Annotated in this window: 28 protein-coding genes; 14 read left to right on the forward strand and 14 right to left on the reverse strand. The window is 62.9% G+C overall.

Annotated features, from left to right (window positions below; all coding sequences use genetic code 11):
* The first annotated feature begins 36 nt into the window (after positions 1 to 36).
* On the forward strand, positions 37 to 498 hold the full coding sequence (locus WN982_RS21640; protein ID WP_341317742.1) for a PqiC family protein: 462 nt from the start codon (positions 37 to 39) through the stop codon (positions 496 to 498).
* A 55-nt stretch (positions 499 to 553) separates the two neighbouring features.
* Here the strand turns inward: WN982_RS21640 and WN982_RS21645 are convergent, their stop codons facing one another.
* Together WN982_RS21645 and WN982_RS21650 are read right to left on the reverse strand one after the other, a co-directional pair.
* A complete protein-coding gene (locus WN982_RS21645; RefSeq protein ID WP_341317743.1) occupies positions 554 to 1,186 on the reverse strand; it encodes a DUF5074 domain-containing protein in 633 nt (210 codons plus the stop codon).
* A gap of 45 nt (positions 1,187 to 1,231) precedes the next feature.
* Complete coding sequence (locus tag WN982_RS21650) at positions 1,232 to 2,452, reverse strand: helix-turn-helix domain-containing protein (protein WP_341317744.1); 1,221 nt, start codon at positions 2,450 to 2,452, stop codon at positions 1,232 to 1,234.
* Between the two features lie 133 nt (positions 2,453 to 2,585).
* Here WN982_RS21650 and WN982_RS21655 point away from each other — a divergent pair, with 133 nt between their 5' ends.
* Entirely contained in the window at positions 2,586 to 3,353 is a 768-nt protein-coding gene (locus WN982_RS21655; protein ID WP_341319593.1) for a DUF899 domain-containing protein, read from the forward strand.
* Positions 3,354 to 3,361: 8 nt separating this feature from the next.
* Positions 3,362 to 4,186, forward strand: a complete 825-nt coding sequence (locus WN982_RS21660; protein WP_341317745.1) for a DUF2182 domain-containing protein — start codon at positions 3,362 to 3,364, stop codon at positions 4,184 to 4,186.
* 42 nt (positions 4,187 to 4,228) lie between these two features.
* On the opposite strand, the gene WN982_RS21665 is transcribed toward WN982_RS21660, so the two are convergent.
* Genes WN982_RS21665 through pdhA form a run of 3 tightly spaced genes read right to left on the reverse strand, consistent with a single transcriptional unit; the run spans position 4,229 to position 7,410 of the window.
* Positions 4,229 to 5,344: a dihydrolipoamide acetyltransferase family protein gene (locus WN982_RS21665; protein WP_341317746.1), complete on the reverse strand. Its 1,116-nt coding sequence runs from the start codon at positions 5,342 to 5,344 to the stop codon at positions 4,229 to 4,231.
* Positions 5,345 to 5,348: 4 nt separating this feature from the next.
* Positions 5,349 to 6,329 carry an alpha-ketoacid dehydrogenase subunit beta gene (locus WN982_RS21670; RefSeq protein ID WP_341317747.1) on the reverse strand — a complete coding sequence of 327 codons (981 nt, stop codon included), beginning with the start codon at positions 6,327 to 6,329 and terminating at the stop codon, positions 5,349 to 5,351.
* Positions 6,322 to 7,410, reverse strand: a complete 1,089-nt coding sequence (gene pdhA / locus WN982_RS21675) for a pyruvate dehydrogenase (acetyl-transferring) E1 component subunit alpha (protein WP_341317748.1) — start codon at positions 7,408 to 7,410, stop codon at positions 6,322 to 6,324. Before pdhA ends, WN982_RS21670 begins: the two co-directional genes overlap by 8 nt.
* A 357-nt stretch (positions 7,411 to 7,767) precedes the next feature.
* On the opposite strand from pdhA, the gene WN982_RS21680 reads away from it, so the two are divergent.
* The 4 genes from WN982_RS21680 to WN982_RS21695 are packed head-to-tail and all read left to right on the forward strand — an operon-like array spanning position 7,768 to position 10,374.
* On the forward strand, positions 7,768 to 8,370 hold the full coding sequence (locus tag WN982_RS21680; protein WP_341317749.1) for a DUF1326 domain-containing protein: 603 nt from the start codon (positions 7,768 to 7,770) through the stop codon (positions 8,368 to 8,370).
* Positions 8,367 to 9,182 (forward strand): DUF2182 domain-containing protein, encoded by an 816-nt coding sequence (locus tag WN982_RS21685; protein WP_341317750.1) that lies wholly within the window; start codon positions 8,367 to 8,369, stop codon positions 9,180 to 9,182. The genes WN982_RS21680 and WN982_RS21685 overlap by 4 nt, the downstream gene beginning before the upstream one ends.
* Positions 9,175 to 10,062: a DMT family transporter gene (locus WN982_RS21690; RefSeq protein ID WP_341317751.1), complete on the forward strand. Its 888-nt coding sequence runs from the start codon at positions 9,175 to 9,177 to the stop codon at positions 10,060 to 10,062. Before WN982_RS21685 ends, WN982_RS21690 begins: the two co-directional genes overlap by 8 nt.
* Before the next feature lie 54 nt (positions 10,063 to 10,116).
* Positions 10,117 to 10,374 carry a hypothetical protein gene (locus WN982_RS21695; RefSeq protein ID WP_341317752.1) on the forward strand — a complete coding sequence of 86 codons (258 nt, stop codon included), beginning with the start codon at positions 10,117 to 10,119 and terminating at the stop codon, positions 10,372 to 10,374.
* A 522-nt stretch (positions 10,375 to 10,896) separates the two neighbouring features.
* Here the strand turns inward: WN982_RS21695 and hydA are convergent.
* Genes hydA through WN982_RS21720 form a run of 5 tightly spaced genes read right to left on the reverse strand, consistent with a single transcriptional unit; the run spans position 10,897 to position 16,120 of the window.
* A complete protein-coding gene (gene hydA / locus WN982_RS21700) occupies positions 10,897 to 12,318 on the reverse strand; it encodes a dihydropyrimidinase (RefSeq protein ID WP_341317753.1) in 1,422 nt (473 codons plus the stop codon).
* Positions 12,315 to 13,265 carry a dihydrodipicolinate synthase family protein gene (locus WN982_RS21705; RefSeq protein WP_341317754.1) on the reverse strand — a complete coding sequence of 317 codons (951 nt, stop codon included), beginning with the start codon at positions 13,263 to 13,265 and terminating at the stop codon, positions 12,315 to 12,317. The genes hydA and WN982_RS21705 overlap by 4 nt, the downstream gene beginning before the upstream one ends.
* Complete coding sequence (locus WN982_RS21710) at positions 13,262 to 14,422, reverse strand: FAD-dependent oxidoreductase (RefSeq protein WP_341317755.1); 1,161 nt, start codon at positions 14,420 to 14,422, stop codon at positions 13,262 to 13,264. Before WN982_RS21710 ends, WN982_RS21705 begins: the two co-directional genes overlap by 4 nt.
* Positions 14,419 to 15,843 carry an NAD(P)/FAD-dependent oxidoreductase gene (locus WN982_RS21715; protein WP_341317756.1) on the reverse strand — a complete coding sequence of 475 codons (1,425 nt, stop codon included), beginning with the start codon at positions 15,841 to 15,843 and terminating at the stop codon, positions 14,419 to 14,421. The genes WN982_RS21710 and WN982_RS21715 overlap by 4 nt, the downstream gene beginning before the upstream one ends.
* Positions 15,833 to 16,120: a (2Fe-2S)-binding protein gene (locus tag WN982_RS21720; protein ID WP_341319594.1), complete on the reverse strand. Its 288-nt coding sequence runs from the start codon at positions 16,118 to 16,120 to the stop codon at positions 15,833 to 15,835. Before WN982_RS21720 ends, WN982_RS21715 begins: the two co-directional genes overlap by 11 nt.
* Positions 16,121 to 16,297: 177 nt before the next feature.
* Between WN982_RS21720 and WN982_RS21725 the strand changes: the two genes are divergently transcribed.
* From WN982_RS21725 to WN982_RS21745, 5 genes are all read left to right on the forward strand, one after another.
* Positions 16,298 to 17,128: a transporter substrate-binding domain-containing protein gene (locus WN982_RS21725; RefSeq protein WP_341317757.1), complete on the forward strand. Its 831-nt coding sequence runs from the start codon at positions 16,298 to 16,300 to the stop codon at positions 17,126 to 17,128.
* Between the two features lie 74 nt (positions 17,129 to 17,202).
* Positions 17,203 to 17,871 (forward strand): amino acid ABC transporter permease, encoded by a 669-nt coding sequence (locus WN982_RS21730; protein ID WP_341317758.1) that lies wholly within the window; start codon positions 17,203 to 17,205, stop codon positions 17,869 to 17,871.
* Positions 17,872 to 17,957: 86 nt separating this feature from the next.
* On the forward strand, positions 17,958 to 18,560 hold the full coding sequence (locus WN982_RS21735) for an amino acid ABC transporter permease (RefSeq protein WP_341317759.1): 603 nt from the start codon (positions 17,958 to 17,960) through the stop codon (positions 18,558 to 18,560).
* Positions 18,538 to 19,275, forward strand: a complete 738-nt coding sequence (locus WN982_RS21740) for an amino acid ABC transporter ATP-binding protein (protein ID WP_341317760.1) — start codon at positions 18,538 to 18,540, stop codon at positions 19,273 to 19,275. The genes WN982_RS21735 and WN982_RS21740 overlap by 23 nt, the downstream gene beginning before the upstream one ends.
* 140 nt (positions 19,276 to 19,415) lie before the next feature.
* Positions 19,416 to 20,654: an ArgE/DapE family deacylase gene (locus WN982_RS21745; protein WP_341317761.1), complete on the forward strand. Its 1,239-nt coding sequence runs from the start codon at positions 19,416 to 19,418 to the stop codon at positions 20,652 to 20,654.
* 15 nt (positions 20,655 to 20,669) lie between these two features.
* Here the strand turns inward: WN982_RS21745 and WN982_RS21750 are convergent, their stop codons facing one another.
* Positions 20,670 to 21,326, reverse strand: coding sequence for a GntR family transcriptional regulator (locus tag WN982_RS21750; protein WP_341317762.1), 657 nt, complete (start codon positions 21,324 to 21,326; stop codon positions 20,670 to 20,672).
* A 316-nt stretch (positions 21,327 to 21,642) separates the two neighbouring features.
* Positions 21,643 to 22,086 carry a cupin domain-containing protein gene (locus WN982_RS21755; RefSeq protein WP_341317763.1) on the reverse strand — a complete coding sequence of 148 codons (444 nt, stop codon included), beginning with the start codon at positions 22,084 to 22,086 and terminating at the stop codon, positions 21,643 to 21,645.
* Positions 22,087 to 22,376: 290 nt separating this feature from the next.
* Here WN982_RS21755 and WN982_RS21760 point away from each other — a divergent pair, with 290 nt between their 5' ends.
* Complete coding sequence (locus WN982_RS21760; protein WP_341317764.1) at positions 22,377 to 23,540, forward strand: patatin-like phospholipase family protein; 1,164 nt, start codon at positions 22,377 to 22,379, stop codon at positions 23,538 to 23,540.
* Between the two features lie 99 nt (positions 23,541 to 23,639).
* Here the strand turns inward: WN982_RS21760 and WN982_RS21765 are convergent, their stop codons facing one another.
* Positions 23,640 to 25,409 carry a hypothetical protein gene (locus WN982_RS21765; RefSeq protein ID WP_341317765.1) on the reverse strand — a complete coding sequence of 590 codons (1,770 nt, stop codon included), beginning with the start codon at positions 25,407 to 25,409 and terminating at the stop codon, positions 23,640 to 23,642.
* Positions 25,410 to 25,677: 268 nt separating this feature from the next.
* On the opposite strand from WN982_RS21765, the gene WN982_RS21770 reads away from it, so the two are divergent.
* Entirely contained in the window at positions 25,678 to 25,833 is a 156-nt protein-coding gene (locus WN982_RS21770) for a hypothetical protein (RefSeq protein ID WP_341317766.1), read from the forward strand.
* 130 nt (positions 25,834 to 25,963) lie between these two features.
* Here WN982_RS21770 and WN982_RS21775 read toward each other — a convergent pair whose 3' ends face one another.
* Positions 25,964 to 26,137 (reverse strand): hypothetical protein, encoded by a 174-nt coding sequence (locus tag WN982_RS21775; protein WP_341317767.1) that lies wholly within the window; start codon positions 26,135 to 26,137, stop codon positions 25,964 to 25,966.
* Between the last annotated feature and the right edge of the window lie 680 nt (positions 26,138 to 26,817).

The raw sequence follows: 26,817 nt of genomic DNA on the forward strand, positions 1-26,817 counted from the left end.
AGCCCGCAAGCGCGAGGCGAAAGTACAGCTCCTGCTATGCCGATCACTGTCCTGATCGGTTCGGTCACCGTGCCCGAACTCGTCGACCGGCCGCAGATCGTGGTTCGCGCCAGCGCCAATCAGGTGACGATCGATGAATTCGCCCGCTGGGCGGATTCATTGAAGAGCCAGATCCCGCGTGTGATTGCCGCTAATGTCGCACAGGAACTGAACAGCCCGCGCGTGTCGTCCTACCCGATGGCCGGAGATCAGGCCGCGGTCTATCGTGTGCAGATCGACGTCCAGCGCTTTGACGCCACGCTCGGCGACGCGGTCACGGTCGATGCGTTGTGGTCGGTGTCGCCGCCCGGCAAACGTGCGCCGATCAGCGGTCGCAGCACCGTGCGCGAGCCCTGTGCCGGCGCCGGCTACGACGCGGTGGTGGCTGCTTACAGCCGGGCCTTCGCCACAGTCAGCCGCGATATCTCCACGTCGATCCGCCCGGCGGCATCGCCGTGAATTGCCGCTTATTTGCCGGCTACTTGCTCGTGGAGTCGTCGGGGATCCCGGAGCCTCACTTGGGTCGGCGGACGGCTCTCAACTTCCCGCTGCTTCCGCCGCCGCAGAAGAACTGATCGCCGCCATCGGCCTCGAGCCCCGATACGCCCACGCCCGGCGGCATTTCGAGCGCCTCCCGGACCTCTCCGGTTCGAGGATCGATTCGCCGCAATTCGCTCTCGTCACCTTCCCAGGTGCCGTGCCAGAGCTCTCCGTCGCTCCAGGTGACCCCGGTGACGAATCGGTTGGACTCGATGGTGCGAAGAATCGCTCCTGTTTGGGGATCGATTTGATGGATCTTCCGCTCCCGATACTGCCCCACCCAGAGCGTCCCTTCGGCCCACGCGAGCCCCGAGTCACCGCCGCCGCCGGGCGTCGGAATCGTGGAAAGCACACGGCCGGTCTGCGGATCGATCTTCTGGATGCGATCCTCGGCGATCTGAAACAGGTACTGGCCGTCGAAGGCCGTTCCTGCATGCGCGGCGACATCGATCGAGCGCAGCGTCTTCCCGCTCGCCGGATCGAGGGCGTTCAGCTTGTTTCCGGTAGCAAACCAGACTTGCTGGCCGTCATAGGTGACGCCATGCACGTGGTCGACACCCGGAAAGGGTCCATATTCACGGACGATTTCAGCCGTTGATCGTTTCATGGTTCCATCCTGGAAATTGGGTGTTGGACGATTCGTGCTCCCATCCTAATCACTTGGCAGTGGAGCGGGGAGTAACAAGGTCGTCGTGAATCCCGGCACGGGCGGGGTCATCCAGCGACGCGCCCGCCCGCGGCCAAACCACTGCACCTTGCCTGCTTCCGCCAGCGAGTCGAGTGCCCGCTGCACGGTGCGCTGGCTGGCGCCAAGCGCGAGCGCCAGACCCGAGCTCGACCACGACTCGCCGTCGGCGAGGAAGGCGAGCACCGCCGCATGCTCTCCTTCAACCGGCCGCGCCAGCACGACGACCTCGTGTGCGCGGCGCGGCACCAGCGCGAACCCTCGCTTCGTCGCGCTCACGCCGGCCAACGTCCGAAGCATCGTGCGAAGCCGCCCGACTTCGACTCGCAGCCGAGCGCGATGCGATTCATCGGCGTGCTTCGCCCGGAACGCCTGCGCGATGAGCGTGTCCCTCGGCACGTCTGCCGGCCACGCTTCGCCCAGCGCGCGTGCGAGCGTGAACAACACCGGACGCGTGGCGAGCGAGACCACCGTGCCTGCGTCACGCACGACATGACGGCACGCGTCCACGACGAGCGCCCTCGACGCCAGTAAGGCTTCGACCTCTTCGAGCAGGAGGAGCCGCTCTTCGCCAGATGCGATCAGGCGCGCAGCGGGTGTGTTCAGGACGAGGGATGCGCTTTCGACCTCCGCCGTCAGCGCCGGGATACCTGCGTGGCGCGCCGCGCGCTCGGCCCGGGCGAGCGCGGGACGCGCAGTCCTGGTCCGGAGGCGACGCATCGCGATCCCTGCAACGACCAGTTCGTGGGCGGCCCTCAACGCGGGTGGTAAAGGCGCGGGGGCGAGCTCGGCGAGCGCGTGCTCGGCCTCGTCGAGGCGCCCGATCAGGAGGAGGCGCCGGACCTGGAGATATCGGGCATGTGCGGCGTTCACGCGGTCGCCGTGCGCTTCGAGCGTCGCGCGCGCTGCGTCGAGCGCCTTCTCAGGCCACCTCAGGTCGCGCGAGACGAGCGCGATCTCGGCCTCGGCGACCACACATCTCGCGCGGGCCACCGCCTCTTTCGGGCCGAAGGCGCGCGCCGCGCTTCGTACGAGGGCCTTTGCTCGAACGAAATCGCCGAGCTGCGCCATTGCGATGCCGCGAAGCGCGAGCGCGGGCGCGTCGTCGCGCAAGGCGACCCGGTTCAGCGCGCCGAGGGGGTCCCCCGCTGCGAGCGCACGCGCCGCGGCCGTGATCAGCGAGTCCATGGTCTATTTAAATCGCGCCACACTTGTCACTCCCACCGTTCGATGCCCGGTACTAATCTAGCACGGCCACCAACCCGTACGTCGTATCGAAAGCTGAACGAACGACGAAGGACACCTAACGGAGGAAAGCATGATGACGACACACATGACCGGGTCACGTGAAGCGTGGCTGGCAGCACGGCTCGAGCTGCTCGAGGCGGAGAAGGCGCTGACGCGGCAGAGCGACGAGCTGGTCCGGCAGCGGCAGGCCTTGCCCTGGGTTCGAATTGACAAGGAGTACCGATTCGAGACCGATGAAGGAAGCGCCTCGCTGGCCGACCTCTTCAAAGGGCGCTCGCAGCTTCTCGTCTACCACTTCATGTTCGGGCCCGACTACAAGGCGGGGTGCCCCTCGTGCTCCGCGATCGCGGACGGGTTCGACGGCTTCGTCGTGCACCTGGCGAACCACGACGTCACACTTTCGGCGGTATCGCGTGCGCCGCTTGCGAAGCTGCAAGCGTACAAACGTCGGATGGGGTGGACGTTTCCCTGGGCGTCCTCATACGGCAGCGACTTCAATTTCGACTTCAACATCGCGTTCACGGAGGCGCAACAGCGCGAAGGGAGCATCGAATACAACTACGAGCGCGGCGGCCACGCAATGGATGCGACGACCCAGGTCCCGGAGCCGGTCGCCCGGTTCGCGGCCACCTGCGGAACCGACGTGGCGACGTATACGCGCGATAGGCCGGGCTTGAGCACGTTCGTACTCGAGGACGGCGTCGTCTACCACACGTATTCCACCTATGCGCGCGGCGTGGACGGCATCTGGGGCATGTACCAGTGGCTCGATCGCGCTCCCAAGGGGCGCAACGAGACAGGCGTCTGGTGGAAACGCCACGACGAGTACGACAAAGGTTGAGCCGGGTCATGGGTGACGTTAGCGCAACCGGTGGACGGGAGATCTCGCGAAGTGGGGTTTCCCAGCGAGCCTTCTTCGGCGTCTCGGCGCTGCTCTTCGCTGCTAGCGCAGCGATGACGATCGTCTGGTGCGCGTCCATGTCGGCGATGGGCGGGATGCCGATGCCCGGCGGCTGGACGATGTCGATGGCGTGGATGCGGATGTGCGGGCAGACGTGGTCCGGCGTCGCGGCGTCGTTCCTCGGCATGTGGATCGTGATGATGACAGCGATGATGCTGCCATCTCTCACACCCATGCTGTGGCGCTATCGCCGGGCCGTCGGCAGGACAGGCGAGACGCGCCTCGCTCGGCTGACCGTGCTGGTGGGCGTGGGGTACTTCGTCGTGTGGACCGCGTTCGGCATGATCGCCTTTGCGCTGGGCGCCGCGCTGACTGCGTTCGAGATGCAGGTCCCGGCGCTGGCGCGCGCCGTTCCGATCGCAGTGGGTGTGGTCATCCTGATCGGCGGCGCGCTCCAGTTCACCGCGTGGAAGGCACATCACCTTGCCTGCTGCCAGGCGGCGCCGGGGTGCGGCCGCACATTGCAGGCGGACGCCGGCACGGCCTGGCGGCACGGCTTGCGCCTCGGCGTCCACTGCAGTTGCTGCTGTGCCGGCTTGACGGTGATTTCGCTCGTCGTCGGGATCATGGATCTGCGTGCGATGGCGCTCGTGACGGCAGCCATCACTGTCGAACGTCTCGTACCAGCCGGTGAGCGCGTCGCGCGAGCCATCGGAGTCGTCGTCGTCGGGGCAGGGGTGTTCATGATCGCGCGAGCAGTCGGGCTCGGATGACTCGTCGCGCATGGTGCGCCTGAACTTCGCAGAGGAACACCGCTACTCTGCCATCTGCAGATCCGTAATGGTGGCGGCAAGAAAGCGCGCCGCCTCACCGCCCGTAACAACTCGATGATCGAACGTCAGACTCAGCGGCAAGATCCGGTGCACGGCGGGAACGCCGGCTGCCGCCACGACCTGCTCGTGAATGCGGCCTGCTCCGAGAATCGCGACAGTCGGTGGCACCACCACGGGAGCCGCATATTTACCGGCGATCATGCCGAAGTTCGACAGCGTGATCGTATTGCCGCGCAGTTCGTCCGGGGGAATCTTGCGTGCCCGGATGTCGGCACGCATCCGGTCGAGCCCGCCGCGCAGATCCGCCGGGTCGCGCTGCGCAACGTTGCGTAACACCGGCACGAAGAGGCCGTCCGGCAAATCGACGGCGATGCCAAGATCGATCTTCTGCAGCACGTGGCGCCGTCCCGTATGTCCGTCGAACCATGCGTTGAGCTCCGGTTCGGCGCGGCATCCTGCCACCAGCGCGCGGATCAGGCGGATCGTGACATCGGTATGTGGCGGCCACGCATGAATGTCGGCATCGTCGATGACGGTCGCCGCAGCCACTTCGCTCTGCGCGCGCGCCATGTTCTGCGCCATGGCGCGCCGTACGCCGCGCAGCACTTCGGGCGGCCCGAGTTCGGCAAGTACCTTCGCGACGCGCTGCACGTCGGCCGCCGTGATGACACCCTCCGGACCCGATGGCGTCACCATCGCCAGATCGACATCCAGCTTGCGCGCGAGCGCTCGCGCCGCCGGGATCGCCTTGATCACGCCGGCACCCGCGCCCATGCCGCCGCCTGACGCCGCCGGCGCTTCCTGCACGACATGCTGGCCGACCTCCATATGGCCGACCACGGTGCCGGCATCGGCTTCGTCGTCCGCTCCTTCGAAGGCGACGAGCGGCGCGCCCAGATGCACGATGTCGCCTGGCTGTCCGAACAGCTTCGCGACGCGGCCGGATTGAGGCGATGGAATCTCGACGATCGCTTTGGCTGTTTCGACCGACAACAGCGGTTGATCCGTGCGAATCTCTTCGCCGCTCTTGACGTGCCACTCGACGATCTCCGCTTCCTGCAAGCCTTCGCCGAGATCGGGCAGTTTGAAGATTTTCATGGCCTCACGACGCCTCCAGAGCCTGCCTGACCGCGGCGACGATGCGCTCTGTGCCCGGCATATATTGATTCTCGAGTCTGTACAGCGGCACCACCACGTCATATCCGGTGACGCGCTGCACCGGCGCGAGCAGCGAGTAAAGTCCGCGCTCGGCGATGTTGGCGGCAATCTCCGCGCCCACCCCTCCGGTGCGCGAGCCCTCGTGCACGATCACACAGCGGCCGGTTTTCGCCACGGACGCAAGAATGGTGTTGATGTCGAGCGGCTTGAGCGTCGCCACGTCGATCACCTCGGCCATCACGCCTTCCTGCGCGAGCAGATCGGCCGCGGCCTGCACGTCCTGCACCGCGCCGCCCCAACTCACCAGGGTAACGTCGGACCCATCGCGCAGCGTGAAGCAGCTGTCGAGCGGCAGCGCTTCGCCGTTGTCCTCCACCGGTTGCCTGAAGAGCCGGTACAGTCGCGTCGGTTCGAAGAAGATCACCGGGTCCGGGTCGCGGATCGCCGCGAGCAGCAAACCGTATGCGCGTGCCGGCGAGGAGGGCGTCACGACACGCAGTCCGGGTATGTGAGTGAACAATGCCTCAGGGCTTTCGGAGTGATGCTCCGGTGCGTGAATACCTGCGCCGCAAGGCGCGCGGATCACGAGCGGGCATGTGAGCCGTCCGCGTGTTCGATGCCGCAGACGCGACGCATGATTCAGAATGTGATCGATGGCCGGATAGATAAACCCGCTGAACTGCATCTCCGCGACCGGCTTCAGGCCCATCGCCGCCATGCCGATCGCAGTGCCGGCAATCGCCGTTTCGGCCAACGGCGTATCGATCACCCGCTGCGCGCCGAATCGAGCCTGCAACCCGACCGTCGCGCGAAACACGCCGCCGTTCACGCCGATATCCTCGCCGAGCAGCACGACGGCCGGGTCGTGGGCCAGTTCGTAGGCGAGCGCCTGATTGAGCGCCTCGACCATGTTGAGGTCAGCCATGGCGATTCCCCGTAGTCGGTGCGAAACGCTGTGCCATTGCCAGTTGCTCGCGCATCGCCGGCGGCAAGGTCTCGTACAGGTGATCGAACATGGCGGAAGTGTCCGGCGGCGGTATCGCCAGATACGCGTCGACGGCCTGCTCGACCTGCGCAAGACACGCGCGGCCGAGTTGCTCGTCCTGCGCTTTGTCCCAGACGTTCATGCGCGTCAGGTATGTGCGCAACCGCAGCAGCGGCTCGTATTCCCATTGCTTGCTGAGGACCTCGGAGTCGCGATAGCGCGTCGCGTCGTCGGCTGTCGTGTGATCGCCAAGGCGATAGCTGAGCGCTTCGATCAGCGTCGGGCCATCACCGCGACGCGCCTTGGCGAGCGCCGCGTGGACCACATGATGCACCGCGATCACGTCGTTGCCGTCGACCTGAAGCCCGTCGATTCCCGCGGCGATCGCTTTTTGCGCGAGCGTTTGCGCAGCGCTCTGGTGGCTGCGCGGCACCGAAATCGCCCACTGGTTGTTGTTGACCACGAGCACAAGCGGCGCCTGCCAGACGCCGGCCATGTTCATCGCCTCGTAGAAGTCGCCTTTGGACGTGCCGCCGTCGCCGAAGATCGCTACCGCGACGCGCGGCTCGTGACGCAGCTGGAACGCGTACGCCGCGCCGGCGGCATGGCACACCTGCGTGCCGATCGGCACACAATTCGGGAAATCGTGGCGGGGTACGCTGAAGTCGCTGCCGCGTTCGTCGCCGCCCCAATAGAGCAGACTTTCCGTCATCGTGATGCCGCGCAGCAATTGCGCGGCGTGATCGCGATAGGAAGGAAACAGCACGTCGTCGGGCTGCATCGCGCTGGCGACGCCGACGCCAATCGCCTCCTGCCCGACCGACGACGCAAAGGTGCCGAGCTTGCCGGTACGTTGCAGTGCAACCGCCTTCGTGTCGAACGCCCGCGTCAGCACCATCGCGCGATAGAGCGGAAGCAGCGCTGTCGGGTCCTGCGCAAACGCAGGCAACGGCTGAGCAGGCTCGCCGTCGGGGCCAAGATATTGCGTGTAGCCGATATGAAAACTGGCAGCCGTGCTCATGACCGACCTCCATGTCCATCTAGATATCGTATACGCGCTGGAGTCGGCACGCACGAGCGCTACCGCACGAACATTGCTGCGCTCACGCGCTCAAACAGCAGCGCGCGCAAAAAGTCCACTTTTCTACCTCGGTGCGACGAAGAAGCGGTAAAAACGTCTGACATAAGGGGCGCGCTTTGGCGTGTCCCGCTTGAGAGCTTGATAGATAGATTAGATTAGCTATGCTTCCAATAATGATTGTCCGGCTGAGGCCTACAGCACAGAAAAGCCATATTGTTTCTCGGAAAATGACGCGTGCACCGTCGCCGCGAACCGCGGCAACAAGTGGGTGTGCGCGTGCCTTCAACGGAGGTCCGTATGAGCTATCACCTGGAAGGTCGTCTGCTAGAGGTATGTAACTGCAATGTCCTATGCCCCTGCTGGATCGGCGAGGATCCTGACAACGGCACCTGCGACACCATTGTCGCGTGGCACGTAGACAAGGGAACGATCGAAGGTGTCGATGTGGGCGGCACGACCATCGCAGCCGTGGCTCATATACCCGGCAACATCCTGCAAGGCAACTGGACTGCCGCGATCTACATCGACGACCAGGCCTCCAAGGCGCAGGAAGAGGCACTGCTGAAGGTGTACACCGGGCAGGCCGGCGGACCCGTCGCCGAACTCGCCAAGCTCATCGGCGAGGTCGTCTCGGTGGAGCGGGCGCCGATCCGCTTCACGGTAGTCGCAGGCAAGGGCGAACTCGAGATCGGCACGAACTACTACGCCGAACTCGAGCCCTATCTCGGCGCGACCGGCGGGCAGACCACCCTCTCCGACACGGTATTCTCGACGGTACCGGGGGCGCCAGTGTTTGTCGGCAAGGCCCCGAGCTATCGATCCAAAAACGCCGCCCTCGGCATCGACCTCGACATCAAGAACCACAACGCCCTGCAGAGCACGTTCGTCTTCGACGCATGAGCCCGACGCCAGGCGCGCTGCCGCCCAGCGCCTCGCGCCACTATCACGTGTTCTTGCCGGTCCTGGCCGTGCTGATAGCGCTCGCGTGGTTGACGTTGTGGGCATGGGCGCGCAGCCCGTATGGACGCTATCTCGAGCACGGCGACTGGACAGCGTCAGGACCGGCGGCGTTTCTGTGCCATGCCGTTCCTGGCGGCGATTTGATCGTGCCCGTGGTGCTCTACGCCGCGGCATGGATAGTCATGACTGCGGCCATGATGCTGCCCACCATCTTGCCGCTGTTCAACATCTTCGACCGGTTGACGGCCCAGCGCCCGGATCATGGGCGCCTCCTCATGCTGCTCGTTCTCGGCTACATGACGGTGTGGGGCGCCTTCGGGCTCCTGGCGCATGCGCTTCACAGTGCAGTGCTGTCCCTGCTCGCCAGCGCACCCACATTGGCCTGGCACGGCTGGCTGATCGGCGCCGCGACCATTGCGTTGGCCGGCGCATTTCAGTTCAGCCGGCTCAAGTACCAGTGCCTGGAAAAGTGCCGCACGCCATTGAGTTTCGTTATCGAGCACTGGCGTGGGCATGCGCAAGCGCGGCACGCGTTCGTGCTTGGTGTGCAGCACGGCCTGTTTTGCGTCGGATGCTGCTGGGCGCTGATGCTATTGATGTTCGCACTCGGCGCCGGCAGCCTCGGCTGGATGCTCCTGCTCGCGGCCGTGATGGCGATCGAAAAGAACGTTCCCTGGGGCCGGCGTCTCGGCAAGCCGCTCGGTGTCGTACTGCTGTCCTGGGCCGTCGTTCTGGTGGCGAGCCATGGATGAAGAGCGCAGCGGCTTGCCCACCTTTCAGACGATCGTCCTGACCGCGGCGGCGATGTTTGCCTTCGCTGGCAATTCACTGTTGTGCCGACTCGCCTTGCAGCAACGCGGCATCGATCCGGCCAGCTTCGCCAGCATCAGGCTGGTGTCTGGCGCGATCGCGCTCGCTGTCATCGTGCGCTTCAGATCGGAACGGTCCTCGCCCCGCCATGCCGACTGGCGCGCTGCGGCCATGCTGTTTGCGTACGTCGCGTTCTTCTCCTTCGCATATCTAAGCTTGTCCGCTGGAACGGGCGCATTGATTCTGTTCGGCGCGGTTCAATTGACAATGCTAGGCGGGGGCTTGCGCTCGGGCGAGATGTTCGGATCCATCGCATGGCTTGGTCTCACTCTGGCTGTCGCGGGGCTCGTCTACCTGGTGTCGCCGGGTGTCGCTGCGCCACCGCCACTCGGTGCTGCGTTGATGGCGATCGCTGGCGTGGCGTGGGGCGTGTATTCGCTACGCGGTCGCGGCGTGGCCGATCCGTTAGCCGCCACGGCAGGCAACTTCGCACGGGCGGCGCCGCTCGCCCTCGTGCTGAGTTTGCTTTTCGTCGCCAAGGCTTATGCGAACGCGGCCGGGGTCGCCCTGGCCATTGCCTCCGGTGCACTCACGTCGGGCATCGGGTATGTCATCTGGTATGCCGCGCTGAGCAAGCTTTCCGCAATGCGAGCCGCCACCGTACAGTTGTCGGTGCCGTTGATTGCTGCATTTGGCGGCGTGGTGTTCCTGTCGGAAGCGATCACGCCGCGCCTGGCTGCCGCCTCCGCGGCGATCCTCGGCGGCATTGCGATGGTGCTGTTCAGCAGATCGCAGAGGCTGCGCCCGAAGCGTGCATCGTGAACCTGGGTACAGACTGCCGTTGATGGCAGCTTTGAGGGAACAAGAGCGAGCGCTATGGTCGGGCCGCTTGGCGTAGTAAAGGTCAGCGGCATCGGGCAGGCCCGGCACCTGATCAGTTCGAACCTGATGGCTGTCGAACGGCGCGGCCTGACGCAACTCGAACCTGGTGCTGCAGCGTTGATGGTTGCAAGCGCAACTGGACTCATCATTGCATTGGGTTTGGCCGACCGGTGGCGCGCGTTCGCGATCCTGTCCGCGCTCGGTGCCAGGTCGCGTCAGCTTGATGCGTTCTTGTGGATCGGTGACGTGTAGCTATTGTTCGGTCGAAGCGGTCGCTGGCAGAACCACGACTCAGTGTCTTGGCGAACGGTCGTTATAGAGGAAGTCGAATGCTCCTTCGCGACCCACTTCCGTCCTTGGGCCCGGCGCGACTTCAACGGCAGCTTCCAAGGTGTAACGGTCGTTTGCGCAGTCGGATCGGCTGGCACGTACCCCGCCTTTACAGCCATTCGAGGGCTGATTGAAAACCCCGGGAACCGCCCTGGCTCGGATATCCGCTTTCGAGAAAGCTGAACGGTTACTCCCGTCGCCGTTCAAGTAAATTTTCTAGTGGCAGCAACCACAGCTACCTTGATGCCTGAAGCCGTAGGCCCCTTCTTCCGCCGGCATTTTCCCGCCGCGCTGCGCCAGCAGCACCGTCGAACCGCTGGCGATGCGCGGCGACAACAGGCCGCACTCTGGGCACGGCATTCGCTCATCACGTCTGGAAACCGGGCGGATGGAATCGAACGTCCCGCATGCATCGCAGGCATGCTCATAGATTGGCATGGCGTTCTACCAGTGACCGCCAAGTTCGCCGCGCGCGACAAACTTTCCCTGACCGGTCCGTCCGACCCAGTCACCGTTGTCGATCAGCAATTCTCCGCGTAGCAGCACTTTCTTCACCCGGCCCGTGACCGCGCGACCTTCGAACAACGTGAAGTCGCAATCGCCGTGTTGCGTGTCCGCACTGATCACGTGCGACTCGTGCGGATCGAACAGGACGATATCGGCGTCGCTGCCGATCGCAAGCGTTCCCTTCTTCGGGAACAGGCCGAAGAGCTTGGCTGGCGCAGTCGACATCAAGTCGACGAAGCGATTCAGCGAAATGCGGCCGCCTCGTACGCCGCCGTCGTAGACCACCGTCATGCGCGTTTCGACGCCCGGCACGCCGTTCGGGATCTTCGAAAAATCGCCGCGTCCAAGCGGCTTCTGGTTGACATTGCCACGATGGCCTTCCTTCATGCAATACGGACAGTGATCGGTTGAGATCAGTTGCAGATCGTCGGTCTTGAGCGCGGTCCATAGCGCGTTCTGCGCTTCCTTCGAGCGCAGTGGTGGACTCATCACGTAACGCGCAAGCTCGAAGCTGTCGTCGGCGTACGCCGATTCATCGAAGAACAGATAGTGCGGGCAGGTCTCCGCGAACACCGGAATGCCTAAGTCGCGCGCTTCGATCACGTGCTTTAATGCCTCTTTTGCCGAAAGGTGTACGAAATAAACTGGCGCTTCGGCGAGTTCGGCGAGCTTGATGCCGCGATGCGTCGCTTCGCCCTCCATGATTGAAGGTCGCGTCAGCGCGTGATAACGCGGCGCGGAATGGCCCTGCGCGAGCGCCTCGCGAATCAGCAGGTCGATGACCGTGCCGTTCTCGGCATGCAACGCGATCATGCCGCCGTGCTGGCCGACCATCCGCATCGCCTGAAAAATAGTGGCGTCGTCCGACATGACAGTGCCGGGATAGGCCATGAACATCTTGAAGCTCGAGACACCTTCGTGGCGAATCGCATATTGCATGTCGCCGAGCACGCGCTCGTCCACCTGCGTCACGATCACGTGAAAGCCATAGTCGATGTTCGCGGTCGACGCTGCCTTCGATTGCGCCCGCGAGATCGCATCGAGCGGGCTCGTGCCGGCGCTTTGCAACGCGAAGTCGATGATCGTCGTCGTTCCGCCGAAGGCCGCCGAGCGCGTGCCCGACGCAAAGTTGTCGCAGGTCACCGATGCCCCAAAGGTATTCTCCATATGCGTATGGCAATCGACGCCTCCCGGAAATACCAGCAACCCTGCCGCGTCGATCACCTGCGCGTCCGGTCCCGCATCGAGATTCAGTCCGATGCTGACGATGCGCTCGCCTTCCACGAGGATGTCGGCGACGTAGTCGTCAACGGCCGTAATGATGCGGCCGCCTTTGATGAGGGTTGGGGTCAGGCTCATGAGTCACTCCGTTGAGCGTCGGTTGCGATGGCGAGCGCGTCTTCGAGACACGCCAGTTCTGCGTGGGAGAGCGGCGGGATCGGCGGGCGCATCGACGGATGCGGGAAGTGGCCCAGCAGGTGCAGGCAGGCTTTCAGGCGCGCATTGGCGTGCGAGCCGGGCGCGGTTCCGTAGATGGTCTTCGCAAGCGGATAGATGCGCTCGTGAAGCTGCTGCGCGCGGCCGAGATCACCGTGTTCGACAGCGCGATACAGCGCCACGATCAGTTCAGGCACGACGGCTGCAAGGCTGACGACGCTACCTTCGGTGCCGATCGCAAAACAGGTAAACAGGTGTTCGTCGCCGGAAGCCATCACGGCCACGTGCGGCGCGATCGATTTGACGAGCCGGCGGTTCGCTTCGTAGACGGCAGTCTCCCAACTGCCTTCCTTGATAGCCACGACCTCGGGCAAGCCGACGAGTGCGGCGAGCATCTGCGGCGTGTAGGCCATGCCGCCCGTGGCGACGCCGGCCTGGTAAAGCATCATGGGCAGGCGGGCCTCGGCGTTGGCGATCCGGTGATGCGTCAGAACGGTGTCGAGATCGGTCGACAGCGCCCACGAGAATGGCGGAAACAGCAGCATGGCATCGGCGCCGGCCTGTCTTGCGTCGTTTGCGTGGGCCTGCGCCTCATAGCTGTCCTCGGCATTCACGCCGGCTACGATGATCGAGCGATCGCCACAGACGGCATGCGCAATTTCCACGACGCGCCGCTTGTCTGCTGCCGAGAGCGTGAAGTTCTCGCCGGCATGGCCGTTCACCAGAAGCCCGGCAATCCCGTCGACGCTCGCCACCGCTTCGATATGCCGTTCGAGCGCCGCTTCGTCCAGGTGTCGCCCATCCGCGTCGAGGGGGCACAGCGTAGCGGCATAGACGCCGTTGAATGGGTCGGCATGCGTGGGGATCATTCTGTCTTTTCCCAATGAGGTTGGACGGGTGCATCGTCATGAACGACGAGCCGCGCCGGATCGAACAGGGGCAACTCGGGTTCTTCGCCGAGCATGGTCTGGGCAAGCAGCTTGCCCATGTAGGGACCGCTGGTGTAGCCGGAGTGCGCGCAACCGATCACCCACGCATCGGGGAAACCGGGAAGCGCGCCGATCATCGGCATGGCGTCGGCGGTTTCGGATTCGAGGCCGAGCCAGATGCGGGCGACGCGCGCCTTGGCGAGCGCGGGGATCACGTGCTGCGCGAGCCGGAGATTGCCGATCAGGTTGTCCGGCACCGTTTCCACGCCGCCACGCACGCGATCGCCGATGCCTTGCCAGCCGCCGCCTATCAGGACACTGCCGTTGGCGAACTGCTTCATCGACAGCAGCCCGTTCGCGATGCTCAGCACCGACTTCATCACGGACGGCATGCGTTCAGTGACGATCAACTGATTGACGAGCGTCTTGACGGGGATGTGGATGCCGAGCATCGCGAGCAGGGGCTCAAGCCACACGCCGCCCGCCATCACAAGACGCGTCGCATCGATACTGATCGCGTCGTCCGGGCCGGACACCCGATACATTCCCGCGACACGCTCGATTCGCATTGCCGGTGTCTGCTCGAAAACGTGCACACCCGCTTCGCGCAACGCCGCATGGAAAGCGCGGCCCGTGAGATACGCACTGGCGAAGCCGTCGGTTGCACAGTACGCGGCTTGCAGCATCGCTGGATTCAGGCCTGGCTCGACGGCGAGCGCGGCATCCCGGTCGAGCAGATCGATCTGCGCGCCGTACTCGCGCCTCGCCGCCGCGCGTTGCTGCAACAGCACTTTCTCGGACTCCGTGAAGGCAAGCGCGAGGCCGGGCGCCGGCGTGGCGAGCACGCCGTGGCCTAGCCACGTGCCGGTGTTCATCCACATTTTCCACCCGCGGATCGCATAGGGAACCAGCGCGGCACGCGTCATATGCAGCGTCAGCGTGCCGGCGTTCACGCCCGACGCGCCACGGCACAGCGCATCGCGTTCGATCACCGCCACTCGCATGCCGGCTCGAGCGAGAAATAGTGCGGTGGTGCATCCCATTACGCCGCCGCCGAGCACGGCGACATCGAATGCGGTTGTCGTCGGCTGGCTCATAACGGCGCAGCCTTCGGTATCGGAATGTCGTCGTAGCTGAACTCGCCAGTCAGCGCTTCAACCGTCACGGGCCGCAACGGCGTGCGGGCGGAAAAACAGCCAGCGCGTTCACGCGAGCCGCCGCATGCGCGTGCGGCAAGCAGTTCTGCCGTCACGTCCCCGCACGTGCGGCCCTGGCACGGTCCCATGCCGCAGCGGGTCCAGGCCTTGAGCTGGTTCACGTTGTGCGCGCCGGCGTCGCAGGCGGCGTCGATCTCGGCGCGAGTCACGTCCTCGCATCGACAGACGATGGTTCGCGGCCCAATGCCGTCGGTGTGGCCGGCCCGCAGCGCCATCAATTGCCCCATCGCGCGACCGAAGCGCGCCGCCTTGAGGTGCGCCCGACGCACGGACGACAGTCGTGACCGAAGCCGGGCGATGTCGGTGCCGCCAAGCTTGATGGCGCAGGCGAGTCCTGCGAGCGTGCCGTGGTGGCTCGCCGCAGCCGCGCCGGCGATGCCTGCGCCGTCGCCCGCCACGTAGAGCCGGGGTCGCGAGGTGCAGCAGTCCTCGTCGGTGATGGCGATCCAGCCGCCCGCCTGCCGCGAGTACCGATGTTCCGCGCGCAGGAGACGCGTGATTTCGGTTGACGGGGTGAGGCCATGACCGACCGCGATACAGTCGGCGTCCACGCAGCTGCGCTCTCCTGAGACGGGCCGGCCTGCTGCGTCACACGGCGCCAGAGTCGCGCGCAGCCGATCGCCGGCCGGCTCGACTTTGACTATCGTGTGCCGCGAATGAATCGGCACGCCGGCGCGGTGAATCTCGCGCCACCACTGGAATCCCTCGCGCATCAGAGCAGGGCGCGACGCCATGGCGGGCAGCGCGCGTGCCCAGTCGCCGAGGCCCGCGATATCCACAATTGCTTCGACCTTGCCGCCGCCCTTTATCGTCTTCGCCGCGACGGCCGCGAGCAACGGCCCGCAGCCTGCCACGAGCGTCGAGCGGCCCGGCAGGATGCCTTGCGATTTGAGGAGGATCGTGGCGGCGGCCAGCCCGATGACGCCGGGCGTGGTCCACCCCTCGAACGGCACGACGCGTTCCGTGGTTCCCGCCGCGACGATCAGTGCGCGACCGGTGCAATGCACGGGGCCGGCGGGACCCGCGGCATCGACGCGATAGTCGCCGGTGACGGCCCAGACCACGTGATCGAAGTAGGTGGTGACCTCGCTTTCGGCGAGCGCGCGCCGCAGCGCGTCGCCCGCTTGCTGGTCCGCACTCGACGGCACAGCGGCGCTGACCGATGCGCGATAGACCTGCCCGCCGGCCGCCGGGTTCTCATCGAACAGCGCAACCTTAAGACCTGCTGCCGACGCAGCCAGCGCCGCGTTTACACCGGCCGGGCCGCCGCCGAGCACGAGGACATCGAAGTCAGATATCACGGCGGGTCTCCGGTACCTTGTCGACGCGCATTCCATCAGTGGCCGTCGTCCGGCATGCAAGCACGCGGCGATCATCGACTATGACGAGACACTCCTGACAAGACCCCATCAAACAGAACATGCCGCGCGGCGCGCCAGTGCGCGGACTCGTCCGCAAGGTCTTCGTACCTGAAGCAAACAGCGCGGCTGCCACGCTTTCGCCTTGGCAAGCCCGCACCGGTCGGCCGTCGAAGAGAAACCTCACGGTAGCCGCGCCGCCTGTCTTGTCGATGCGCATGGCCTTCTCATCCAGCATGAGACATGCTCCCTTGACAACTAATTTCGTCGATGTTTTTATCTTATCGTATACGTTTCGTATACACAAAATGGCCAAAATAAAGACGGTCCGGGAAGCGCCCGAGCCGCGCGCCAGAATGGTCAGCATTCGCCCCCGAACCTACTACGGAGTTGCCGCATGAAATCCTCGATCCTCCTCACCCGCATGCTCGCCGTGGGCGTTGCCGCCTGCGCGTTGCTCGGCTCGTTCGATGCAAGCGCCCGCACGCTCGACGAAATCATCGCGTCGAAGAAGATCGTGTTCGGCATCAACCCGAACCTGCCGCCGCTCGGCATTTACGACGCGAAAAACAACATCGAAGGCTTCGATGTCAGCATTGCCAGGAAGATTGCCGACTCGCTCGGCGTAAAGCTCGAAATCGTTCCGGTTGGCTCGAACGATCGCGTGCCGTTTTTGATGACCGACAAGATCGACGCGGTGATGGGCGGCATGACGCGCAACGCGGACCGCCTGAAGGTGATCGACTTCACCGACCCGGTCAACACCGAAGTGCTAGGTATCCTGACGACACAGGCGACGTCCTATGCGGACTGGACCCAGTTGAATGATCCAGCGGTGCGCCTCGTTCAGGTACGCGGTACGACGCCTATCCAGCTGATCCATGACAAACTGCCCAAGGCGCAACTCCTGATTCTCGACAACTATCCGGATGCGGTTCGCGCGATCGCCCAAGGCCGCGCCGATGCATTGATCGACGTGCTCGACTTCATGCTGAGCTACACGAAGAACTATCCGACGAAATGGCGCGTGGTGGATGCGCCGATCGAAGTGGACTATGACTGCATCGGCGTGCAAAAGGGCAATATGGCACTGACGCAGCGTCTGAACAAGGAAATCGGCACGTTGCAGAAGAACGGCTTTGTCGCCGCAAGCTGGAAGAAGTGGTTCGGCAGCGCCATGCTGCACGACCCGACCGCCTCGCCTACGCCTGTTGCAGCCGCGCAGTAAGGTAAGGAAAACCGGCGACAGCGCTCGTCGCCGTGACGCGCGAGCGCTGAGCATCCGGCAGGAGCCATTATCCGATGACCCTACATTTCGAGCCCATCCTCCAGCAGTGGCCGTATTTGCTCGCCGGCGCATGGCTCAGCCTGCAGATCGCCGTGCTCGCGTTTGCGTTCGGCATGATCATCGGCCTCGTCTGTGCTTCGGTGTTGCGTTACGGGCCGGTGTTTCTGCGCAAGGTGGTGATGGCTTATGTGATATTCGCGACCAACACGCCGCAACTCGTGCAGATCTTTTTCCTGTTCTTCGCACTGCCTGAGATCGGCGTGACCCTTGCGCCGTTCACAGCGGTGCTGATCGGGGCGACGTTCAATGCGGGCGCGTATCTGTGCGAGATTCAGCGCGCGGGTTTCAATTCGGTCCGGCTGATGGAAATCGAAGCCGCCGAAGTGCTCGGCTTCTCCACACCGCAGATCGTGCGGCACGTGATTTTGCCGCACGTGTTGAAGGTGATGTTCCCGCCGCTGTCGAACCAGTTCATCGTCATGACGCTCGGCACGTCGATGGCGTCGATCTTCGGCGTCGAGGAACTGACGGGGCGCACGTATAACCTCAGTTCGCAAACCTACCTCTCGGTCGAGGCGTTCAGCGTGGCTGCCGTTCTGTATGTCGCCGTCACATTGATCGCGACTTTCGCGCTGGCGATGATCGGGCGCCATGTCTGCCGCGCCAAAATCAAGGTGTTCTGATGTTCGCTTCCTCACAGGCCGAAATCGCACAACTGTTCTCTTTTTACAATCTGCTGTTGCTGGTGGCAGGGTTCGCTGCAACCTTCGTGCTGTCGGTGGCCGGCTGCCTTACAGGCTTTGTGGCGGGCTTTGTCATAGCGATTGTCCGCGCCACGCATTCCCGCGCGATGGCGCCTCTGCGCGCCCTCGTCTTCGCCTATTGCTTCCTGTTTCGCCGCATCCCGTTTCTGGTCACGCTGATGCTCGTGTTCTTCGCGAGCCAAACGTCGAAAGCAAATCTCTCGACGTTTGCCGTCGCGTCGCTGAGCGTCTGCCTGATCGCGTCCGCCTACCTCGGCGAGATCATCCGAAGCGGACTCGAATCGGTCCATAAGAACCAATGGGAAGCCGCACAGACGCTGAATTTCTCATACTTCGAATCGCTGCGCTTCGTCATCGTGCCGCAAGCTTGGCGCGTGATAGTGCCGCCCACGTTCGGGTTCTTCGTCATGTTCATCAAGGACACGGCGCTTGCCTCGCAGATCGGCGTGATGGAACTGACGTCCGCCGGCAAGGTGTTGGCCAACAAGGGCTTTTCCTCGTGGCTCGTGTACGGAACGGTGTTAGTGCTTTATTTCGTGATGTCGTACCCGTTGTCGCGCTTGGGTAAGCGCCTGGAGAAGAAACTTGCCGCAACTCGAAATCGTTGATCTGAAGGCGTCGTATGGGCCGCACACGGTCCTCGAACGCATCAACCTGTCGGTCGAGAAAGGTGAAATCGTCAGCCTGATCGGGCCGTCTGGGTCGGGCAAGAGCACGTTACTGCGCGTTCTACTGGGGCTGTTGCCGCCGGAGCACGGCAGCGTGCGGCTGAACGGCAATCTCGTGAACTATGCGGACAAGGCTGCCGTGCGGTCGTTGCGCTCGGAAATCGCAATCGTCTTTCAACAATACAACCTGTTCCAGAACATGACCGTGCTGGACAACGTGATGATCACGCCCACCCGGATCAAGGGCTGGCCGCGCAAGCAGGTGGAAGAGAACGCCATCCGGCTGCTTACGCGCGTGGGCCTCGAGCACAGGCTGAAGGCGTATCCGGACGAGTTGTCGGGTGGTCAGCAGCAACGTGTTGCCATAGCCCGTGCGCTGGCGCTGGAGCCGAACGTGCTGCTTCTCGATGAGGTCACGGCTGCGCTCGACCCCGAACTCGTCACCGAGGTGCTCGATACGATTCGCGCCCTGGCGTTGGAGGGCATCACCATGTTCATCGTGTCGCACGAGATGAGTTTCGTGCGCGAGGTGTCGTCGAAAGTCGTGTTCATGGCGGGCGGCCATGTGATCGAGACAGGCTCACCGCAGCAGATTTTCGATACCCCACAGGAAGCCCGCACACGTGAATTCGTCGGCAAGATCCTGCGCCATTGACGGAGTCGATGGGGCCGCGAGTCGCTAGCGGGCGTATGGCGTTCCGCAAGGCTGACCGGCGCGACCGCCGCCATTGCCAGTAGCGTTGCGTTACGCCTTTTCAACCCCGCCATACCGGCTCTCAAGTCCTCCGGGTCATCATGAATCAACAATCGCTTATCTCGGCGCTGCTCGCGAGCGTCGATCGCCACTTCGATACCGAAGTCGAATTTCTTTCGACGCTGGTAAAGATGCCATCGGACAATCCGCCTGGTGACTGCTCGAGCCACGCCGAAATGGCGGCGCTTGCACTCGAATCGTTTGGCTTCAAGGTCGAACGCCATCCGGTCCCACACGCCGATGCCGCGCGCGCCGGCATGATCAGCGCGACGAATCTGGTCGTCCGGCATCGTTTCGGCGACGGACCGGTCATCGCGCTGAACGCGCACGGCGATGTCGTCCCGCCCGGCGATGGTTGGTCCGCTGATCCCTACGGCGCCGAGATCCGTGACGGCTGGATGTTCGGACGCGGCGCCGCGGTATCGAAGTCGGACTTCGCGACCTATGCGTTCGCGTTGAAGGCGTTGATCGACAGCCAGGCGGAACTCGACGGAACCGTCGAGCTGCACCTGACCTACGACGAGGAGAGCGGCGGCCTGATCGGCCCAGCGTGGCTGCTGAGGGAAGGCATCGTGAAGCCGGACTACGCGATCTGCGCCGGTTTCTCCTATTCGATCACCACCGCGCACAACGGCGCGATTCACCTCGAAGTCGTCGTGCGCGGAAAATCCGCGCACGCGGCACGGCCCGACACCGGGCACGATGCGCTGGAAGCCACGACGGCGGTGCTCAACGCGCTGTACGGACATCGCGAGGCGTTGAAGGCGATCCGCTCGAGCACGCCCGGCATCGATCACCCGACGCTCGTGGTGGGCTTGATTGAAGGCGGAATCAATACGAACGTGGTGCCGGACAAGGTCAGCTTGCGTCTGGACCGGCGGGTGATCCCGGAAGAAGATCCGGGATCGGTGCTGGCGCAGTTAAATAGGTTGATAGAAGACGCGGTAACAGGCTTGCCGGGCATTTCGACGACTGTGCGCGAAGTACTGGCGACATCGCCGTTGCGTCCCATAGAAGGGGCCGAGCGCCTGTCGGCGGCATTGCAGCGCGCCGCGAAGACCACGTTGGAGCAGGACATCCCGACCGGGGGCGTGCCGCTCTACACCGATGCGCGACTGTATTGCGAGGCGGGTGTTCCGACAGTCATCTATGGAGCGGGGCCACGCACGCTGCTGGAAGCGAACGGCCATCGAGCCGATGAACGTGTGGCACTTGAAGATCTGCGTATCGCCACCCAAACGATCGCGCTCGCGCTAGCAGATTTGCTGGCGCGAACCTGATCCAGCAGGTCCGGTTCAGGGACCGCTGCCTCCACTCAGGCGGTTAAGCACGAAACGGCGCAGGTTTTGCAGATGCGTGCGAACGGCGGCGCGTACGGCATCTGCGTCGTCGGCAGCGTATGCTTCGAGGATCGCAAGGTGCTCGACACGATCTTCCTCGATTCGATTGAACGGCGTCGTAAGTTCGAACAGCCGGCTGTTCGTGCGCACAACTTCGATCATCCGCGCGAGCACTTCGTTGCCGCTTGCATGTGCCATCATCGTGTGAATCTGGTCATCGATCTGCCAGTGTTCCTGCTCCTGCTGTCCACTGCGGAGAGCCTTGATCTTCTTTATCAGTTGCTGGATCTGCTTCTTGTCGATCTTGCCGATGGCAAGGCCGACGGCCTCCGCTTCGAGCAGCTCGCGTACCTTCATCGCCTGTAAATATTCCTGCGCGCTGACGAAGCGCACCGAATAAGAGCGGGCTCCGGCGCGCGTCAACAGACCCTCGCCTTCAAGCCGCAACAATGCTTCGCGCATGGGCGTGCGGGAAATGTTGAGCTCCTCGGCCAGCCGTCCTTCGACGACAGGGCCGCCGCTACGCAAGGCCTTGTCGAGGATCATTCGCCGCAGAGTCTGGTAAGCCAGTTCCCCCAGCTTTTCCGGGGTTGTCGGGGAAGATGCTGTCACGTCGTCTCACTCGCTTCTGATGCACGGTATACGCATTGTATGCGATCGAACCGTCATCTTCGCTTCGCGACGCGCGAATGGCCGTTACTTGAGTGCGGGTGATGCTCAAACGTCCACATCGATGCGCGGTCGAACGACTGAGATTGGCCGCCTACGGCCTTTCTCGAACAGTGATAGATGCTTGCCGTCACCGCCGCCGTTACGCGCGGCGATCCAATCGCCTGTGCAGGTCTAACCGGCCGGTGCCGGTCAGCGTCTTCGTCATGTGCACAAGGGCGCCATCGCTGAGCGGCTCCTCGTGAGTCACCTCAACGGTTCATTGTGGTGGCGCCGGCACCAGCCCGTACCTGGACATGACGCCGATAAGCTTCGAGCGATCGGGCGGGCCGCCGGCGTTTACTATTGTGCCGACATCACGAAAATACTGAGCCCCAATATCGGGCGCAAGGACGATCAGCGCTCGGGCCGTGCGATTGTGCGGGTTGCTAAAGTGATGAACCGACCCACGCGGGGTAAACATCCATTCTCCAGGCGTTAGGTCCCGGATTACCCCATCGACCGAGTACCGGAGCACGCCCTCCAGCATATAGACGCACTCTTCGTTCCGCGTGTGGCTATGTGGCGGCGGAACTTGCGAACTGGGAGGCACAGTCAACTCAAAAACACCCATCCCGCCTGTAGCAGTTCCATCTATCAAGTACTGAATGGTCAATTGACCAACGTTGATTGGTTCACTTGGCGTCGCGCCGTTAAGAGTCATTCCCGAACTCCTTCAAATAAAGGATTTTCGTCAGTCCACCAACGTTGTATGTAAGGGGCGCCGCTTGCGGCGCGTCCGGCGACAAATGGGAACGCAATCCAACCGAGATTATGCGCCTCTCAGGAGCGTATTTTGTCCGGGAACGTTGGCAGGCCGGTATTGACAGATCTCTGCCGGACGGACCGTTCGCTGGCGGCTGCGCCTCCGATCACGAAATCGGCTTTCACGCCACGTCGACCGTGCCCGTGGCAAAATCACCGGCACGGCAGCATTCGTCCGGGAGACCTACGATGGGCAACAAGACGCACGGCGAACGCGACGCTAACCCAGCCGGCCGGTCGGAGGCCGCACCGGACATTCCCGGTCAGGTTGTTCTGGTCTTTCAGGGAGGCGGTGCCCTCGGAGCGTACCAGGCGGGTGTCTATCAGGCGATGCATGACGGCAAAGTCAAACCCGACTGGGTGATCGGCACGTCGATCGGCGCGATAAACGGCGCGATCATCGCCGGCAATCCGCCCGAGAACCGAATTGCGCGATTAACCCAGTTCTGGAACGGCGTGGCGCGTCATGGCGTCGATGCGGCAAGCTGGTTGCCAGGACTCGCAAACTGGGCTCGCGACCTGGAGATCGTCACTCAAGGCGTGCCGTCGTTCTTCACCCCACAGCTGGGGTCCTGGGCGAGTATTCAAGCGCGCGTTGGCGCCGACCGGGCGGCATTCTATTCGACGGAGCCACTGCGTGAAACCTTGTCCTCACTGGTCGATTTCGATTACCTGAATCGGAAGACGACGCGATTGACAGTTGGCACGGTCAACGTCTGCAGCGGACGTATGCGGTATTTCACCAATCGGGACGCGCCGATGGACGTCGAACACGTGATGGCATCCGCCGCTTTTCCACCCGGCTTTCCTTCGGTGCGACTGGAAGGCGAATCCTACTGGGACGGCGGGATCTACTCGAACACGCCGCTCGAGGCAGTGCTCGACGACCGGCCGCGGCGCAGTTCGGTGATTTTTTCGGTGCAATTGTGGCCCTCAAGCGGTCCGGAACCCGAATCTATCTTGCAGGTAATGAGCCGGCAGCGCGACATTCAGTATTCGAGTCGCGCGGAAAGCCACCTCGACCGACAGAAGCAGATCCACCGGCTGCGTCACGTGATTCGGGAACTCAGCCAATACATCCCCGAAGAGAAACGCGATACGCCGGAGGTTCAGCAGCTCCTGAACTGGGGCTGTGGCACGACGATGCAGGTATTGGAACTCGATGCGCCGGCATTCAATAACGACGACTTGAACAAGGATATCGATTTTTCGTCGAATGGCATCGAGCAGCGCTGGGCCGCCGGCTATGAAGACATGACCCGCTTACTTGAGCGGGCGCCTTGGCGCGAAACACTGGACCCTATGGAGGGCATCTCGGTCTTTCGAATTGCCTCTGTGGAAGGCCAGAGATAACTCGCGTCATCACGGCAATCAGACGCGCCAGTTCTGCTGGTTAAAAGGCTTATCGACGCGCCGCTAATCTTCCAGCGGCGCGTCAATAGTCTCCGGTGCTTATTGCCCCGTATAGCCGAGCGGAACAGTCGCGTTGGCCTTGGCAACCGTCGCGTTGTTCGACACGATGTACTGCGGCACCTCGGTAAGGGTCAGCGTGACTTTACCGTTGGTATAGGCAACCGTGCTGGTATTGCCGTAACCATCGATCTTCGTCACATTGCCCGACGTGCCTGCGTTGTCGACCTGGAGCGAATAGCTGGTCGAGTACGTCTGGCTATAAAGGCCATTGCTTGCAGGCCACTGCGCGTTGTTGTGCGCCCACGCAGCAGTCACCACCTTGCCGTTGCCGAGTTGCTGGAACGCATACGCGAAGGTTCCGGACGGCGTACCCGTGACCCGGCCCAAGGTATTCGTGCCGTCGAGGACGCGGGTCATCGTGGCAAAGGCCATCGCTTCGGGCTTCGGCGAGAGGTTCGTTGCGCCGAACGCGCCCTGTGCGTCATTCAGGTCGAAGAATGAGCCGTATCCCACTTCGCCCGGATAGTCAGGACCATAGAAAAGCGTCGTCAACTGTGCGCCACCGCCAAGCACGATAATGTGCGATCGCACGCCAACCGCGGCATGAGCAAACAACTGGTTTTGCGACGGCACCGTGGGGCCGTAGTTAAGACCCGGATCGTAGCTCGTACCTGCTTCGGTGAAGAACAGCTTCATGTTCGGCTTGCCCGCCTGCATCACCGAACGCAACTGCGTCATCTGGTTGTCGAGCGCGTTCGCCTGGTTCGCCGGATCCGGATCGGAGTCCTGCAATTCAGGCGGATGAGCCGGATAGGTGCCCGCATTCCAGTAGCCATGCGTGGAGACTGCATCAATGTAATTCCACAGGCCTAGCGCACCGAACTTCTGCAGATAGCCGGTTGTACAGGTGTCGCAATTCGACGGGAACGGGTTGCCGGTGCCCATCACGACGGCATTCGGATCGGTCGAGTGAATGCCCTGGTAAGCCGCCTTGTACATGGCGACGAAGTTCGCGTCGCTATCCGCCCAGCCGAGGCTCGGCTCCCACGTCACCTGATAGTAGTTCTTTTGCTGGTTCGGGTAGTTTGCAGCGCGGATCAGGCTCGTATCGGTGCCGACTCTGGCCATGAAGCTCTGGAACTCAGGCATGTTCGACGGCGCATAGTAGCTGTCGTTGAACTGGCCTGTCTTCGAATCCCAGGCTGGCAGTCCATCAAGACGCACAATGCGCATCTGATCAGGATTAGCCTTGTAGAACGGATCGAGGTCATTCACGCTCGGCGTGTACGTGTTAGGGCCATTGGGTTCCATCGCCGATACCTGACGGTCGTCGATCGTCCACGAGATGCCCAGAGCATGCAGCGCGGCGATGTTGCCGTTGAAGCCCTGCATGCCGAAGCGGTGCTGATCCTGATGTGCATACGTTACGGTGCCCAGTACCGACTGAAGGCTTGGCAGCACACCGAACGTTGCAATGCCCATCGGACGCGTACCGGTGTTCGGCAACGTCCCGCCATTCGAGCGTAGCGTCGCGGTAAGCGCGCCATAGCCGGACCACGTTGAGGTGCACGGAATCGTGCTGGTTTGCACACCAGACTTAACCGCAAAACTTCCCTGCGTCTTGATCGCGCCATTCGAGTCCGCGACAGACCAGACGACCGTATCCGCGCTCGGCGCGTTCGTCGTAATCGCCAGCTTGAACGGTGCGTTGTTCTGGAAAACGCGCAAGCCGTCGGTGGTGGGGGTGTCGGCGCTGATTGACCCGTTGGGACTTCCGCCGGCTGTTTGTGTCGGTGTGCCGCACGACATGGTCGAACTGCCGGGAGTCGGGGTCGGGGTCGGAGTCGGAGTCGGAGTCGGAGTCGGAGTCGGAGTCGGAGTCGGAGTCGGAGTCGGAGCCGGAGCCGGAGCCGGAGCCGGAGCCGGAGCCGGAGCCGGGGTCGGAGTCGGGGTCGGGGCCGGAGTCGGAGTCGGAGTCGGCGCCGGGCTGGCGGCAACCGCTCTAACCCAGCATGCCTTGCCGTAGCCGAATGCGGGATCTGTCTGCGAAACCGCGCCGACATAACAGCCGACCCCGTTGCTGAAGGTACTCGGAGCGGTCAACATCACCGACGGCGCGTCGGGCGGAACCGCACCGAACACCACTGAGCCTGTTCCGAGGAATGAGCAATTGCCATTCTCCAGCCCGCACAACTTGTATTGCTGGCCTGCGACGGTGATCGTGCTGGCCTGAGCCTGCGCGTTTTCCGCACCAAACCATGCCAACATTGTTGCTGATGCAACTCCTAGTAGTTTCAAATATCTCATCATTGTCCGGATGTATCGCTAAAAGCAGGTTGTCCCCGAGGAGGCAGCAAGATCGATCAAAGTCGTCCCGCGTTGGCGTTGTTGAGTACAGCGAGAGGTGAACCGGAGAACGCGCTGATTGCGTTCATTGCTGATGAAGCTGGTGCTTCGATGTGCCAATATCCGCCAGCAGATACTGTTAGATAATCGAAGGTGCGCTGACCGCTGTCGGACGACAGCGAGCTCAACATTTCGACTCGGTACCGGTAAAGCCACGAATATTACGTATTCCTTACTAATTGCTTCACAAGCATCATTCGGCAAAGCGCTATCAATGACTACACCCTTGGATCTGCAACGCCAGGCATCAAGCGCAGCATGTAGCGTCGACCGCAGGCGCCTATTGCATGAAGGGCTCAGTCGACTTCCCAGCTAGCTTCAAACGAACCTTCGAGCGCACGGCCAAAAAACCGGCACAAGGGGTCATGACATGCAGACGGCGCGGCAGCAATACTTGGTAAGGATCGCACTGGCAGTCCAGCGCACCCTATATGTGACAAACAGACATTCGTTCAACACATGCCATCAGGAAATTGAGGACGCCTGACAGCTTGGCCAAATCCGTCATTCTTCACTCCTGACAACCCGACTCGATCGCCAACTCGTGTCGCATGGAGGAAACGCTTACCCAGCGCCATACCTGCCCATCCAATTCCTACTGGATCGACAGAGTTTCGGCGCGCGCTCGGCATTAGTTACTGGCGTTTTTGGCAGAGGAATTATAAACGTTTCACCCGTGTAACGTGGCGGCGGCTGGTGATGATAAGTAATAATTTGAAGAATCGTCCACGGCACGCGTCCGACGGTTTTCCGAAAAGAGGGAAAACGGAAGAGCTCTGCCCCATCTGTGCGCGGAAAAGGCAGATCTTGA

Source organism: Paraburkholderia sp. IMGN_8 (genome assembly GCF_038050405.1).
GTDB lineage: Bacteria > Pseudomonadota > Gammaproteobacteria > Burkholderiales > Burkholderiaceae > Paraburkholderia.

Coding starts and splice junctions, on each gene's coding strand:
- WN982_RS21655 (WP_341319593.1), top strand. CDS start 2,586: ATGACGACACACATGACCGGGTCACGTGAAGCGTGGCTGGCAGCACGG.
- WN982_RS21665 (WP_341317746.1), bottom strand. CDS start 5,344: ATGAAAATCTTCAAACTGCCCGATCTCGGCGAAGGCTTGCAGGAAGCG.
- WN982_RS21760 (WP_341317764.1), top strand. CDS start 22,377: ATGGGCAACAAGACGCACGGCGAACGCGACGCTAACCCAGCCGGCCGG.
- WN982_RS21680 (WP_341317749.1), top strand. CDS start 7,768: ATGAGCTATCACCTGGAAGGTCGTCTGCTAGAGGTATGTAACTGCAAT.
- hydA (WP_341317753.1), bottom strand. CDS start 12,318: ATGAGCCTGACCCCAACCCTCATCAAAGGCGGCCGCATCATTACGGCC.
- WN982_RS21690 (WP_341317751.1), top strand. CDS start 9,175: ATGGATGAAGAGCGCAGCGGCTTGCCCACCTTTCAGACGATCGTCCTG.
- WN982_RS21640 (WP_341317742.1), top strand. CDS start 37: ATGCCGATCACTGTCCTGATCGGTTCGGTCACCGTGCCCGAACTCGTC.
- WN982_RS21720 (WP_341319594.1), bottom strand. CDS start 16,120: ATGCGCATCGACAAGACAGGCGGCGCGGCTACCGTGAGGTTTCTCTTC.
- WN982_RS21745 (WP_341317761.1), top strand. CDS start 19,416: ATGAATCAACAATCGCTTATCTCGGCGCTGCTCGCGAGCGTCGATCGC.
- pdhA (WP_341317748.1), bottom strand. CDS start 7,410: ATGAGCACGGCTGCCAGTTTTCATATCGGCTACACGCAATATCTTGGC.
- WN982_RS21710 (WP_341317755.1), bottom strand. CDS start 14,422: ATGAGCCAGCCGACGACAACCGCATTCGATGTCGCCGTGCTCGGCGGC.
- WN982_RS21645 (WP_341317743.1), bottom strand. CDS start 1,186: ATGAAACGATCAACGGCTGAAATCGTCCGTGAATATGGACCCTTTCCG.
- WN982_RS21775 (WP_341317767.1), bottom strand. CDS start 26,137: ATGTTGAGCTCGCTGTCGTCCGACAGCGGTCAGCGCACCTTCGATTAT.
- WN982_RS21705 (WP_341317754.1), bottom strand. CDS start 13,265: ATGATCCCCACGCATGCCGACCCATTCAACGGCGTCTATGCCGCTACG.
- WN982_RS21650 (WP_341317744.1), bottom strand. CDS start 2,452: ATGGACTCGCTGATCACGGCCGCGGCGCGTGCGCTCGCAGCGGGGGAC.
- WN982_RS21725 (WP_341317757.1), top strand. CDS start 16,298: ATGAAATCCTCGATCCTCCTCACCCGCATGCTCGCCGTGGGCGTTGCC.
- WN982_RS21695 (WP_341317752.1), top strand. CDS start 10,117: ATGGTCGGGCCGCTTGGCGTAGTAAAGGTCAGCGGCATCGGGCAGGCC.
- WN982_RS21765 (WP_341317765.1), bottom strand. CDS start 25,409: ATGTCGTGCGGCACACCGACACAAACAGCCGGCGGAAGTCCCAACGGG.
- WN982_RS21685 (WP_341317750.1), top strand. CDS start 8,367: ATGAGCCCGACGCCAGGCGCGCTGCCGCCCAGCGCCTCGCGCCACTAT.
- WN982_RS21730 (WP_341317758.1), top strand. CDS start 17,203: ATGACCCTACATTTCGAGCCCATCCTCCAGCAGTGGCCGTATTTGCTC.
- WN982_RS21755 (WP_341317763.1), bottom strand. CDS start 22,086: ATGACTCTTAACGGCGCGACGCCAAGTGAACCAATCAACGTTGGTCAA.
- WN982_RS21660 (WP_341317745.1), top strand. CDS start 3,362: ATGGGTGACGTTAGCGCAACCGGTGGACGGGAGATCTCGCGAAGTGGG.
- WN982_RS21670 (WP_341317747.1), bottom strand. CDS start 6,329: ATGGCTGACCTCAACATGGTCGAGGCGCTCAATCAGGCGCTCGCCTAC.